This window comes from Marinomonas sp. SBI8L (assembly GCF_001624705.1).
Lineage (GTDB): Bacteria > Pseudomonadota > Gammaproteobacteria > Pseudomonadales > Marinomonadaceae > Marinomonas.
On the sequence record NZ_JSEO01000001.1, the window covers coordinates 468,396 to 481,830 of the forward strand.

The window sequence follows — 13,435 nt, forward strand, 5'->3', positions numbered from 1 at the left end:
ATTTAGGCCATAGCCGTTGCCACACCAATGCGATTCCAAGCATTAATCGTCACTATCAGCATAATGAGCTGGGCAATTTCCGAGTTTGAAAGGTATTGCTTTAAAGGTTCATAAATATCATCAGGGACATGTCTACTCGATAACTCAGTGACATGATCTGTCATGGCTAAAATGGCTTTTTCTTTTCCATTAAACAATGCACTTTCTGGCCAAGCCTTCAGCGCTTCAAGCTTCCCCTTTTCAATGCCGAGTTTTTCTGCAGCAGAAGTATGCATCCCGATACAAAAGTGACATTGATTAATCAAAGAGGCTCTAAGCCTTACCAGCTCTTGAGTCTCTTTAGAGAGTGAGGATTGGTCAATAAACTGCTCTAGTTCAAACATGGCTTTATATGCATTTGGTTCAATAGATTGAATATCTACACGAGTCATAGTGTTACCTCAAAAGTGAATGGACAAATTGTTAACTTGTGCTCACTTTAACCAAAGTCGATTAATGCTAGAATAGCCTCAAAAGAACAAGAGTTATTCGTAAATTGCATAAATAGAATGGAACATCTAAATGCTTAAGATTCAGATTGAAGAATTAGAAATGTTGGTAGCAACAGTCAATTGCGGCAACTTTAGTAAGGCTGCCGAAGAGCTTGGGGTAACCGCCTCAGTAGTCAGCCGCACAATCAAGAAGCTGGAAAACAAGCTCAATACGACCCTCTTCAATCGAACTACTCGCAAGACACAATTAACACAAGAAGGCCAATGGCTGTTTAATGAAGCAAGTGCCATGATTGCCCAAGGTCAGAGAGTCGAGTCCCAACTTGGCGAACGTACAGCTGCACCAGCAGGACGATTAGTGGTTGATGCTGCCACACCTTTTTCGCTGCATGCTATTGCTCCACTTATCGCAGGCTTTAATCAGGAATACCCAGATGTCACTGTGATCATGACTTCGACCGAATCCAATATTGATCTAATTGAACGTAAAGTGGATATTGCTATTCGCATTGGCCATTTAACAGACTCAACCCTTAAAGCACGCAAGCTAGGAGAAACCAGCAGACAACTTTATGCCTCTCCTAGTTATATTGATAAATACGGATTGCCTAAGTCCCCAAGCGACTTAAAACAGCATAATTGTTTAGGCTTTGTTAAACCCGATAGGCTTAATGTATGGCCGCTTCAGGATAAAAACAAAAATGCGATACACATAGTGCCTAAAACGTATGCGGACAATGGAGAAACCCTGCGTCAGTTAGCAATACAAGGCTGTGGAATCGCCTGTTTATCAAGATTTACGGTAAACGCAGATGTTCAGACGGGGCACTTACGCCCTATTTTAGAAAGTGACATTCAACCTGAATCCATTCCAATATATGCTGTTTTTTACTCTGATAACGAGGTTAACCCAAGAATGCGTTGTTTCTTGGATTACATCAGTGAGCATATTACTCTTAAATAACAGATGGAAATAAACACTAACCAGAAAGAGTCTGACTTGAAGAAGAGCCAAAATATTGGATCAGGATAATTAATCCTTCAAACCCAGCATTTCTTGGATTTTCTTTTGCTTGATATTACTCACATCCACAAAGATAACCTCTGCTTCTACAGATGCATCTATGGTTTTACCTAACCTCGCGGCATGGGCTGTTTTAACACCTTGATAGCCCATCAAAAAGGGATTTTGAATGATAAAGCCTTGCATACTCTTTTCTTGAACCGCTTTGATCATAAGGGCATGGCTATCAAAGCCAATAAACTTAACATCCTGTTCTAAACCTAATTGTTTTAAACTCGCCAACACACTGACACTAGTCGATTCATTTGGTGTAAACACCCCTTCAAATTCGTCTAACCCTTTAAGAAATCTGATTGAATTAACTCTTGCTTGGCCTATGGTTGTGCCTAAATAGCCTTCAAAGATGAGATTCAAACCTTTCTCTTTAGCCGCTTTGATAAAGCCCTCTTCACGTAATCGCGTACTGATAACCTTTTGATCCATCCTCAGTAAAACCACGCGCTTCTTATTAGAGCCCGCAAGCGCATTCGCCATTTCAAGGCCTGCAAGATAGCCCGCTTTAAAGTTATCCGTTTTAATCACACTCACCCGCTCTCCCCCTGTGTCTCTATCAATAAACACAGTGGAAATGCCTTTTTCTTTTAGAGATTTAACATCTTTATTTCGTTTACTGTTGTTAGGCGCTAGCACCAAAGCCTCACAACCAATAGACATCATAGAATGAATAATTTTAGCTTGAGATTTACTATCCACTTCATCCGCTGCGCCTCTTACCAAAACCTTCACTGAAAGTTCCCTCCCCGCGGTTTCAGCTCCTTTTTTTACCTCTCCCCAAAAACCATCGCCACCCCCTGCGGTAACCACCCCAATACACTGAGACATAAGTGGGAAAGACATAACCAGAGACACTGAAAATACAGCCGATTTAACAGTACCCAGCAGAGAGAAAGCTCTCATTGACGACATCCTTAAATACAAATCACTCTTTAAACTATAGGCCTATTCACCCTCATAAACTGGGGTATTAGGAATAAAAAAGTAATGCATTGTAAATGAGGCAAAGTGACAGCTAGGTGAACAAGAAAAACTCTCCAATTGCTTCTAAAAACACTTATCTCCAAGTATTTACCGTTGTTATGGCGGCGTATTAGTGAGTGAGGCTTATTAAAGTGAGCTATGGGTGAAGTTAAGAAGCACATTTGCTTTTTACACAGTATTGACTTTATAAGAGAGGCCTCAACAATGCATAAACTACTGGATAAAAAAGTTAAAACCATTAAAAGAAAAGAACGATTAAATACAAAGAGAAATTTATCTCAAGAGCTTCTAATACAAAGAAAAATACTGGTTGGTAATGAATGGTTTAAGCATACTGAAGACAGTTTTTTAGAAGATATTGAAGCAGGTGTAAAGCCTCGGCTTAATCACTGGCGAGAATTAAAAGATAAAGTTTTCAAAAAGAACACAAATGCAGCCACGAATTCTGCTATTAAAGATTATTACGAGTTAAAGTTACCAGATGTGGAAGTAACACAATTTGAATCAGATATTCTAGCCTCTCTCCGCAAGCATAACAGCCAGAACAGCTTCGCTGACAAGAATGATCTTTATAGGCAGATAGCTCAGGATATAAAGCTCAAGCTATTAAAATTTAATAATATTGCAGGCATTCCGCACCATGACGGTCAATTTAAAAAAACTGACGATAACTTCGGTGGCTCGGCGAGTGGTCGTAACAAAAATTTAGTCATATACCGCACTATGCCCAAGGCAGATTGGGTTAATTATAAAGAAAGTGGAGATCTAAAAGATATTTTGTATGGTCATGGAGGCTCTCTTGGCCAGGCAATGCACTATTTTTATAAATCCAAAAAAGACAACAAAGATGATGTTCTTGTCGAGTTTAGGTTCTCTAAAAGCGCATTAGAGCTAATAGATTACTCTAAGGTTAACGGAGGAGGTGAAGGAGGGGCTCCAAAAAATGGAAAATTAACAGGAAAATCTGAACAAAATGATTTAATGAATGTTGATGATAATGTTTTTAGTATCCACCTACATAAGAGCAAAGACTTGATAAAAGAGTTAAAACCCAAAGCTCGCCTTATTGCACAAGTGCAGTGATCATTAATATTTCTATTTACTAAAGATATCTATAAAAGACATCCATTCTTTGCTTAAAAAGCACTATGGATGTCTAACCTTATCTCCCCCTACTTCGACCGCTTTTGCCAAAACTCACTGTCAGGCCAGCGTTGCTCTAGCTGGTAAATATGGGCTCTATTCCTCAAGTATTGTCGGTAATCCTGCTTAATCATGTCACCATAATTCATTTGAGGTGCAATACCTTTTAGTTTGGCTAGCACGACTTCGGCGGCGAATATGCCGTGTTTGATGCCTTTGTAGATACCTTGTGCTGCTATAGGATCAAAGCTTGAAGCCGCATCACCAACAGCAATCCAGTTTTCACCTTCAACCTGCTCTAATAAACCAGAATTAATCATATAAGTGTGATAACTCTCATTGGTTAGTTCTATCTCCTGGGCCTTATCGCCTACCCAAAGCGGCTTGGCTAAACGAGTTTTAAACGCATGATAGTTATCTTTTTCGAGCGCCTTTCGCTCAGACGGGTCCGTAATCAGCATACTCATTACTTTTTGATGAGGCATTAACGTGTGATAACACCAACTATTGTTCGTAGCATCTATTCTCACTTGTTTGCCTTTATGGGGCTGCTCAAGCTCGGCAAAATGCACGATTGCAATTAACTTATCATCTAGCGTTTTTTTAACATTTAAGCCTTTAGCAAAGCTTGCCTTGCTACCTGTGGCATCAACAACAAAATTAGCTTTAACTGAACGGGTTTCTTGAGAGTCTGTTTGCAGGAAAAGCTCGTAAGCAATATGCCCATCTTGCTTACGCTTACTCGCCTCAATAAAACGGGTATTCCAAACGATTTCAACACCCAATGCCTTGGCCTTATTCACTAAAGTTAAGTCAAAAGAGTGGCGATTAAGTCGCCAAGAGTGGCCATAAGGGCTAACAACCGTATAGTTATAAAGAAGCTCTTTACCTCCCCAGACAGAAGCAAAATCTGGGCAAGGCTCGTGACCGCCTTTTGAGAACTCAGACTCAACCCCTAACCTTTGTAATAACACTGAAATATCAGAAGGGACATTCTCCCCTATTCTTTGATGGTCTTTTGAGCGCTGATCGATAAGCAGTATTTTAGCCTTCGTATTAGAAGTAAGAAGGTCAGAAGCAATACCTATAGCAGTGGCAAGCCCAGCAGGCCCTCCCCCAATTATCACCACATCATAATGCGTTTGTAGCATACCGAATTGACTCCTTAACCTTACTTAACCTTAAAAAAACGAATTGCTTGGCCAAAAAGAGATTGTGATAACTCTCCACTTTTTAGCCAAAAAGGCTGATAAATAAATTCTAGCTAACTCATAAAGTGAAATGAGCAAACATTCACTTTTTCATAATCCAGCTCAAGAAAAGGTGAAATAAATTTAATTTATAGTTTTTTTTGAAAGATGAAGCACCTGAAAAATACTGTTTTTAAATAATTAACTCTGTACATCCCAAATGTCCCCAGATGTCCCCATGCGACCATTTATAGTTAACTTGCTTTCAAAGAGTACCAGCGGGTACATCTAATAAAGCAATTAACAAAACATAAGGAAATTTGAAATGACTAAAACTAAAACACCAATGACACCGGCCGCTGCTGCACGTATTCAGTCAGCAAACGCAAAACAAAATAATGGAAAAACACCTAAAGGATCTTTTCCTGCCAAAGCACAATCATCAGCAGCAAAAAATCTAAAAAAAGGAGATTAATATGTCTGATATGACAGATGATGAACTAGACCTTTGGTCAGATATTAATAACCCAAATAATGATGCAGACATGGACGATTGGGCTGATGCCCATAACCCAAACAATGATAATTACCAAGGAGAAAACTAATGAGTAAGGGATCAACACCAAGACCACATAATGGACCAAGTACTACAGGTAATCCTTCTGGTGGTGGACGAGGCAATAACCCTCCAAAATAAAGGCTTGCTAAAAAGGGTTGTCAACTGACAACCCTTTTTATTTAGTATGGAACTCTCTAAAAATAGAAGATAGCGACCTTTCAAAATCAGCATCTTTAAACAATTTTTTTTCTCGACTTATATTTACTTGATTAGATTTAGTATACTCAGTTTGTTTTGCTAAGATATCTTGCATTAAAGTTAATTCAAATTTACTAATCGACTTTCTACTTAATCTTTTTCTAAATTTTTCACTGATTGTATTAATTTCATTCTCATCATCAGTGCACTCATCAGAAGCCACTAGCAAGCAAATTTTACGCCTTGAGATATTCATTGACTTAATTAGATCTAAGAACTTTTCTACTTCTACTAAGTCTGCTTTATCTACACTCATTAGATGCAACCTTAACTTCATATGAAAAAGCTTCTAAAACTTCATCAGGCTCATTTCTATCTCTTGCCACACCCAGCGTATTTACAGCTTTTCTAATTGCACATGAGCAAGATTCTATTCTTTCAGAATATCTATCAACATCAACCATACCTGACCGGCTATTTAAGCATAAATCCATAAGTCTGTATTCTGCTGCGTATGGCAACCTTGTATCTTCTATACTGTTTTCTATAACTATTCCACCTATTGCACCAGCGACAATCAAATAGGCTGAAGATTTTTTAAGCAGTTTCCTACGTTTAAAAACCATTCCTCTAAAAGAGGTTTTACAGTCAGGTGAAGTACATTCAACACCCTTTTCATTTTTAACCTTTGTCTTTGTATTACAATCAGGGCAAATTAATGAAAGATGATCATCTTTTGAGCTATTAAACATTACGTAGTAAATCCTTTTAAGAAAGCAAAAGTTCAATTATAAAAATGATTTAAAGTTTTAATTTAAATGTAAATTTATTTTCAAACACTAAGAATCCTCTTTTTAAAAAAAAATTAAGAGTTAACAGCATTCTAAAAGCAAAAAATTAAAAGTATACAGTCAGTTAGTAAACTTTATTGAAACAAGTAAATTTATGTATTTTTCAAATCAATTAACCAAGAAATCATTCTTTAATAGCCATTAAAAAAACTCTTTCTACTATATCTAGCAAACCTATTACAACCAAACAAGCTATTGCAGAAAGCAGAATTGACCATAAAATCCTTTTATACACTTCTCCTTCATAATTTATTTTTATCAAGAAAACGATAGATCCTATTACAAAGAAATAGAGTGTAAAAGGTAATTCAAACAATGATCTTTTATAAACCATCACATACGGTATTTCTAGAAAAAAGATAAAGGTGCGAAAAATTACAGTATAAAATAAAGCTTGTAAGATAACTTTAATCGGACTGTTCAGCTGAATAAAAGGAAATAACTTGTTTGAAGCTTTTAAAACTCCGCCACCAGCAAAAATTAATACAAAGAAGTAAAGCAGAAATACAACAACAGCGATCAAGAAAAATGGTGGACCAATAATCATAAAATCTAGCCTTTATCCATAAAAACTAATAAAGCGGCAATTATATACTCTCTTAGCTATTTAGTCAGGACAATCATTTAGAAAGCACCATTCATTAATCACTTCAACTTTGGCACCTATCTAATTCAGTTTAAGGGTAATAAATTGACGATCTGGCTATTTCTGCAAGCTCCTTTCAGTCAAGCCAAAGACATCATTTCTTCACCTAAATGTCACATAAGTGTAAATCGCCACAAATAGAATTCATTTACCATTCATTCTTAGGTAAATAGCTATTATGGAAAATAATCAGGCAGTACTTCCTAACAAAAGCGAGTATCAAAACTACATGCAGTGGGCGATGGTTGCCCTATTAGTTTACCTACTTATTTGTGCTGTTGGCATGATAGGTGGTGGATTTAAAATGGCGGCAGGTGGCCAAGCTAAGGAGCTTTTTGCTTTTGCTAGTAACCCTTTTGCGGGCCTTGTTGTCGGTATTGTTGCAACAGCGCTTATTCAATCATCTTCGACAGTAACCTCTATTATTGTGGGCTTAGTGGCAGGCGGATTACCTGTTGAGCTGGCTGTGCCTATGGTAATGGGAGCCAATGTCGGGACATCTATTACAAACACAATTGTCTCCTTAGGCCATGTCAGAGCAAAAGAAGAGTTTAAACGGGCCTTTTCAGCTGCCACAGTACACGACTTCTTTAACCTTTTATCTGTACTTATTTTTCTACCGCTGGAGATTGCCTTTGGTGTATTAGAGAAAATGGGGGCATGGTTATCTGGCTTGTTTTATGGTGCTGGGGATAGTTCAATCAAAAGCCTTAACTTTGTGAAGGCTGCGACTGCACCTGTGGTAAATACCTTTAAGGAAGTGACTCATTCTTTAAGTGATCAGATTGGTGGTATCACCCTGATTATTTTAGGAATAGTGCTTATTTTTATCTCTATCACCATGGTTGGTAAATTGCTGAAAAAGCTCATGGTCGGTAGGGCTAAAAACATCATGCATACCGCGATTGGCCGTGGCCCTGTTTCAGGGATAGCATCAGGTACATTAGTGACCATTCTTGTTCAATCATCCTCTACAACCACCTCTTTAATGGTAGCACTGGCTGGCTCTGGCGCATTCAAACTGAAAGATATCTACCCTTTTACCTTAGGCGCAAACATAGGTACCTGTGTGACTGCCGTATTGGCAGCGACTGCTGTAACAGGTAACGCAGAAGCGGCATTACAAATCGCCTTTATCCACCTTACCTATAATATTTTAGGGGTTCTCGTGATCTTCGGATTACCTATGTTAAGGGACTTACCTGTTAAAGCGGCAGAGTTATTAGGTGAGACAGCAGCCGAAAATAAGTTTGCTGCACTTGGATATATTTTAGCTGTATTTTTTGTTGTACCTGCCGTATGCCTCGGCGTCAGTAGCTTAGCTTAATAAAGGGAAATGACATGAGTAATTTACAAGTTTTAACCACAGAAAGATTAAACAAGTTAATTGATGAAACTCAGCAAACCTTGTCAGAACTAAAGGAAGAAGTCGCTCGTCGAGAACTCTTACAACAAGAACATGAAATAATGGATTTAGACCAACATATGAAGAGTGCTGAATTTAACCTAGTGGGAATAAAGAACTTTATTACCTACTTATTAGATGAAGCCAAGAAGAAAAAATAGCCAAAAGACAAAGGCCCTTGTTCATTGCAAGGGCCTTTTTTATTTCTGTCCGTAGTCATTTCTGGATGGTTATCCTAGAAGATATATAGAACGCTGTTGCTTATGTCGAGTGTCGGGAAAATGTCGCCTTTAAAGCCTCTTTTAAGGTAACCGAGCTCCAATACAAATCAATTCTTACATTAATTTACTATAGAAACATTTCTGTAATGTCTTATTAATAATTCATTATTCATTTACATTCTATGGCTTATTATCTCTGGTGATATCAATATCTGACAGGAGAGCTACATTTGCTTAATAATCTAACTATAAAAACTAAGCTAAACTTTAATTCCTTACTCCCCCTAATTGGCATTATTGCCGTTGTCATAATTTCCTTATCAGGTCTAAAACAAGCCAATGAAGGCGTTGGTCGAATATATGAAGACAGAGTCGTACCTCTTGAAGACTTAAAAACAATCGCTGACAACTACGCCGTGTTTGTTATCGATGCAGTAAACAAAGCAGATGCAGGCCTAATGACAGCACCAGAGGCACTTACGGGGGTACAACAAGCCAGAGAAGAAATTAAGCTAAAATGGCAAAAATATATGGCGACAACCCTTACACAAGAGGAAGCCAAATTAGCCAAAGAGGCAGAATCACTATTTGTTGATGCAAACCGCTCATTAGATGAACTAGAAAAAGCATTACAAAATTCGAAACAAACAAATCTAGAAAATAAGCTCAGCGCATTTAATGGACCTCTATATAAAACCATAGATCCTATAAGTGAAAAAATTACAGAGCTAGTTGTTTTACAGTTGGCAGTTGCAAAGCAAGAGCGTGAGAATATTCAATCCGTTTACCAAGACCAACAAATACTACTTTGGCTTCTAACTACACTGATTATTGTTGTACTCATTGCTACAGGGTATCTCATTAATAAATCAATTAATGCCCCACTCAATGTGCTCAATAATGCGATGTACAAAGTATCGACTGAGTCCGACCTCACAGTGAGTGTTGATAGCAAAGGTCAAGATGAACTGGCAAAAATGGCCAATAATTTCAATAGCATGCAAGAGCAACAACGCTCACTCATTTCAGGCATTGGCAATGCTATTCACCAGCTTTCTGATGCCGCATCTCAAATGACTTCAATTAGCTCACTTGCAGGTAAAAATATAAATAACCAAAGAGTTGAGATAGAGCAAGTTGCCAGCGCAATGAATGAAATGGTTTCAACATCACTAGATGTCGCGGATCATGCTGAACAGGCAAATCAAAACGCAAAAAGCATGCAGAATCAGGCTAACAGCGGTAATACAGTCATGGAAAGTACTGTCCATGCAGCAAATGCTCTCATAGAAAATATGGAGAATGTAGCCAATCAAATTAAATCTGTTGATGAAGACACTCTCAGCATAAACTCAGTTGTTAATGTCATTAATGACATTGCTGAACAAACCAACCTGCTTGCACTTAATGCCGCCATAGAAGCCGCACGAGCAGGTGAACAAGGGCGAGGGTTTGCAGTTGTTGCAGATGAAGTAAGAACACTGGCACAAAGAACACAAACCTCGACGACAGAAATACGAACAACCATAGAAAAGCTTCAACAAGGCACACGTATCGCAGTTGAAGCTGTCAAAACAAGTAAAGAAGAGACCGAACAAGTCGGTGCTAAAGCAACAGAGGCTAGCCAAAGCTTTATTGATATTACACAGTCGATTGGTAACAGCACAGACATGAATACTCATATTGCTTTAGCCAGTGAGCAACAACATTCCGTCTCCGAAGAGATCAATGGCTCTCTTACAAGGATTAGTAATTCAGCGCATGACTCAGCCGAAGGCGCTGAGCAGCTTTCAGGTGCTAGCGACCAACTAATGACACTTGCATCAGAGCTCAATGCTCAAGTAAGTAAATTTAAAGTTTAAGCATCAAACACGTCTTAAACCGTGAGAGACAAAAGCTCTCACGGTTTAAACCAAAACTGATAAAAGATAGATAAAAATCATTCAATCTAAAATCGAGGGATTTACGCTTAAGCGCGTTCTTAGATCCCTCATCCTTGAGTGAATCTAATCAAACTAGTCTTGGCTTGAATACAGGTAAGATTACGTTGCCTGTCCATGGTAATTACCTGCCGTATGCCTCGGCGTCAGTAGCTTAGTTTAATAAAGGGAAATGACATGAGTAATTTACAAGTTTTAACCACAGAAAGATTAAACAAGTTAATTGATGAAACTCAGCAAACCTTGTCAGAATTAAAGGAAGAAGTCGCTCGTCGAGAACTCTTACAACAAGAACATGAAATAATGGATTTAGACCAACACATGAAGAGTGCTGAATTTAACCTAGTGGGAATAAAGAACTTTATTGCCTACTTATTAGATGAAGCCAAGAAGAAAAAATAGCAAAAAAGACAAAGGCCCTTGTTCATTGCAAGGGCCTATATTGTTAACTGATAAGTCCACTGAAAGTTTGTCTTATATAGCTAAAAAAGTATGTGCTTTCCCATCCTTGAACGAATCCTAAAAAACCAGTTCGATTTACGTGTAATTGAGGGAAGTTAGAATGAGAGAAAAGCTGTGCAGGTAAAACGATAATGAAAAGAACATGACTCATAACTGTACCATCAAGTAACGGTTATGAATCATGTTGCTCTGTTTAATCAATGAATATTTAAGACATATCAGCGACTTCTCGTTCAATCATAGCCTTGATGTGCTCTTCATTTTCAACCACGGATTCACTTTCGTTTCTTAATGACTTGAATAAGCCAATCACCATAGCAATTAGAACGAAAGAGAAAGGTAATGCACCGGCAATAGAAGCCGCTTGCAGAGCCCTCATTGCCTGATCTCCCCCCATTAGTAGAATCACTAAAGTCACGATACCAAGAATAGAGCCCCACAATATACGTTGCTGTATAGGTGGCCTGCGGCCAAATGAAAGCAGTCGACCTAATACTAAGGTTCCTGAATCTGCAGACGTAACAAAGAAGATAATAACAACGAGTAGCGCAGCACTTTTAGCAATGGTTGCCGCTATACCTGGTGTTAATACATCAAACGCGGCGTAAAGTGTTCCGGCATAATCCCAGTTGTTTACAGCGGTATTGTAGATGGTCATATCAGCACCATAAATGGCTTCATACATACCAGCAGAGCCAATGATGCCAAACCAAATGAGCGCAACAGTAGAGGGAACAAACATGACCCCAATGATAAACTCACGGATAGTACGGCCACGAGAAATACGCGCGATAAACATACCAACAAACGCACCCCAAGCAATCCACCACCCCCAATAGAAGATAGTCCAACCACCTTGCCACGTTCTTTCTTCAGGGCTACGAGCTGTCCATAGCGTCATGGAAATAGCCTCTGAAACGAAGTCTCCCATGGCCGTTAAGGTATTTGCTAATAAGTAGTTTGCGTTACTCACGATTAAGAAATATGACAAAATGATAACGCAAACCCATGTATTGAATGTTGATAGCATTTTGATGCCTTTGGCAACACCACTTGTCGCCGATACAATGGCAATAAAAGTAATCAATACGATGGAACAGATAGTAACCATTTGAGAAGGTTCATCTAACAAGCCTAATGAGATTAAACCTGCACTAATTTGTTGAACACCTAAGCCTAAGGTAGTGGCAATACCAAAAATCGTCCCTAATACGGCTAAAATATCAACAACGTGTCCAATTGGGCCGTAAATACGGTTACCAATCAAAGGATATAAAGCAGAGCGAATTGATAGAGGCAAGCCTTTACGGAAAGCGAAATAAGCCAATGACAAACCCACTACGCCATACATAGACCATGCTGTTAAGCCCCAATGAAAGATGGTCAGTTTAAGACCACCTGCAACAGCTTCTGCAACTAAATCATTTGGTACAGGAAAACCTGCTTCGCCAGGAACTAAGCCTTGTTCTAAAGTATTTTGTTTAGCCTCAAAAAATGTCGCTACCGCCATTTTCACTTCAGCACTCAAAAATGGGTTACCACCACTCCAACCACTTGCAAAATGAATCAAAGGCTCTGACATAGAGAAGAAAAGCATGCCAGCACCTGTACCCGCTCCAAATAACATGGAGAACCAAGCAAAGTTGCTAAACTCGGGCCTTTCATCATCTTGTCCTAGTCTTATATTGCCAATTTTAGAACACATGAAATATGTACAGACGACAAACGACATAAAAATCATGAGAACGTAATACCAACCTAAGGTACTTTCAATCCAACTTTTTAAACCGAGAAACTGCTCGCTGGCTATATCGCCCAAGATGACTGTGTATAGTATTAACCCAACCACCATCACTAATGCGGTAATGCCAAGTGTAGAATCTAACCCCTTCAATATCCCTCTTTTGGATATTCGTGCGTTTATTTCTTCATCCGATATCATGATTTACCCTTTAATTTCCAAGTTGTTTAAAACGACATTGCTAAATTAAGGAGCCTTTGAATAAATCTCATCTTTCGATGTGACTTACTAAATAAACTCCATGGTAACCTCGTAGCCTTTTCCTCCCATTATTATTTTTTTATCTATAACAAATTCCATAGATAGTTATTTTTGTAATCACTCAATCGGTTTTTTTACAATTAAAACGTCTCAATAGATGACATGAATAACAATCGTAAAGTTATAGTGGCAATGTTTTGAAAATGCGTAAACTCTAGCCAGACTAATCCAAGACATAAGTAATTCTTATGTTACTCAATAAATG

At 38.4% G+C, this 13,435-nt stretch carries 15 protein-coding genes; 8 read left to right on the forward strand and 7 right to left on the reverse strand.

Annotation, left to right across the window (positions count from 1 at the left end; translation table 11 throughout):
- Positions 1-2 precede the first annotated feature (2 nt).
- Positions 3-431 (reverse strand): carboxymuconolactone decarboxylase family protein, encoded by a 429-nt coding sequence (locus tag OA91_RS02005; RefSeq protein WP_063337822.1) that lies wholly within the window; start codon positions 429-431, stop codon positions 3-5.
- A gap of 130 nt (positions 432-561) precedes the next feature.
- On the opposite strand from OA91_RS02005, the gene OA91_RS02010 reads away from it, so the two are divergent.
- Entirely contained in the window at positions 562-1,455 is an 894-nt protein-coding gene (locus tag OA91_RS02010) for a LysR family transcriptional regulator (RefSeq protein WP_063337823.1), read from the forward strand.
- Positions 1,456-1,524: 69 nt separating this feature from the next.
- Here OA91_RS02010 and OA91_RS02015 read toward each other — a convergent pair whose 3' ends face one another.
- Positions 1,525-2,472 (reverse strand): substrate-binding domain-containing protein, encoded by a 948-nt coding sequence (locus OA91_RS02015; protein WP_197477700.1) that lies wholly within the window; start codon positions 2,470-2,472, stop codon positions 1,525-1,527.
- A gap of 285 nt (positions 2,473-2,757) precedes the next feature.
- On the opposite strand from OA91_RS02015, the gene OA91_RS02020 reads away from it, so the two are divergent.
- A complete protein-coding gene (locus OA91_RS02020; protein ID WP_231870287.1) occupies positions 2,758-3,636 on the forward strand; it encodes a hypothetical protein in 879 nt (292 codons plus the stop codon).
- 89 nt (positions 3,637-3,725) lie between these two features.
- Here OA91_RS02020 and OA91_RS02025 read toward each other — a convergent pair whose 3' ends face one another.
- Positions 3,726-4,847, reverse strand: a complete 1,122-nt coding sequence (locus tag OA91_RS02025) for an FAD-dependent monooxygenase (RefSeq protein ID WP_063337825.1) — start codon at positions 4,845-4,847, stop codon at positions 3,726-3,728.
- A 364-nt stretch (positions 4,848-5,211) separates the two neighbouring features.
- Between OA91_RS02025 and OA91_RS24185 the strand changes: the two genes are divergently transcribed.
- Entirely contained in the window at positions 5,212-5,361 is a 150-nt protein-coding gene (locus tag OA91_RS24185) for a hypothetical protein (RefSeq protein WP_157203809.1), read from the forward strand.
- A gap of 1 nt (position 5,362) precedes the next feature.
- The gene (locus OA91_RS24675) at positions 5,363-5,491 is read left to right on the forward strand and encodes a hypothetical protein (protein ID WP_269447889.1); all 129 of its coding nucleotides are present in this window, start codon (positions 5,363-5,365) and stop codon (positions 5,489-5,491) included.
- Between the two features lie 129 nt (positions 5,492-5,620).
- On the opposite strand, the gene OA91_RS02030 is transcribed toward OA91_RS24675, so the two are convergent.
- The 3 genes from OA91_RS02030 to OA91_RS02040 all read right to left on the reverse strand — a co-directional run bounded on the left by OA91_RS02030 (position 5,621) and on the right by OA91_RS02040 (position 7,041).
- Positions 5,621-5,959 (reverse strand): hypothetical protein, encoded by a 339-nt coding sequence (locus OA91_RS02030; protein ID WP_063337826.1) that lies wholly within the window; start codon positions 5,957-5,959, stop codon positions 5,621-5,623.
- Entirely contained in the window at positions 5,946-6,395 is a 450-nt protein-coding gene (locus tag OA91_RS02035; RefSeq protein WP_063337827.1) for a hypothetical protein, read from the reverse strand. The genes OA91_RS02030 and OA91_RS02035 overlap by 14 nt, the downstream gene beginning before the upstream one ends.
- A gap of 223 nt (positions 6,396-6,618) precedes the next feature.
- Entirely contained in the window at positions 6,619-7,041 is a 423-nt protein-coding gene (locus OA91_RS02040) for a hypothetical protein (RefSeq protein ID WP_063337828.1), read from the reverse strand.
- Between the two features lie 277 nt (positions 7,042-7,318).
- Here OA91_RS02040 and OA91_RS02045 point away from each other — a divergent pair, with 277 nt between their 5' ends.
- The 4 genes from OA91_RS02045 (at position 7,319) to OA91_RS02060 (ending at position 11,108) form a co-directional block, all read left to right on the forward strand.
- Complete coding sequence (locus tag OA91_RS02045; protein ID WP_063337829.1) at positions 7,319-8,467, forward strand: Na/Pi symporter; 1,149 nt, start codon at positions 7,319-7,321, stop codon at positions 8,465-8,467.
- Between the two features lie 14 nt (positions 8,468-8,481).
- Positions 8,482-8,706, forward strand: coding sequence for a hypothetical protein (locus tag OA91_RS02050; protein ID WP_009831711.1), 225 nt, complete (start codon positions 8,482-8,484; stop codon positions 8,704-8,706).
- 290 nt (positions 8,707-8,996) lie between these two features.
- Positions 8,997-10,628, forward strand: a complete 1,632-nt coding sequence (locus OA91_RS02055; RefSeq protein WP_063337830.1) for a methyl-accepting chemotaxis protein — start codon at positions 8,997-8,999, stop codon at positions 10,626-10,628.
- Between the two features lie 255 nt (positions 10,629-10,883).
- Positions 10,884-11,108 carry a hypothetical protein gene (locus OA91_RS02060; RefSeq protein ID WP_063337831.1) on the forward strand — a complete coding sequence of 75 codons (225 nt, stop codon included), beginning with the start codon at positions 10,884-10,886 and terminating at the stop codon, positions 11,106-11,108.
- Positions 11,109-11,376: 268 nt separating this feature from the next.
- Here OA91_RS02060 and OA91_RS02065 read toward each other — a convergent pair whose 3' ends face one another.
- Positions 11,377-13,110 (reverse strand): BCCT family transporter, encoded by a 1,734-nt coding sequence (locus tag OA91_RS02065; RefSeq protein ID WP_063337832.1) that lies wholly within the window; start codon positions 13,108-13,110, stop codon positions 11,377-11,379.
- Positions 13,111-13,435 lie beyond the last annotated feature (325 nt).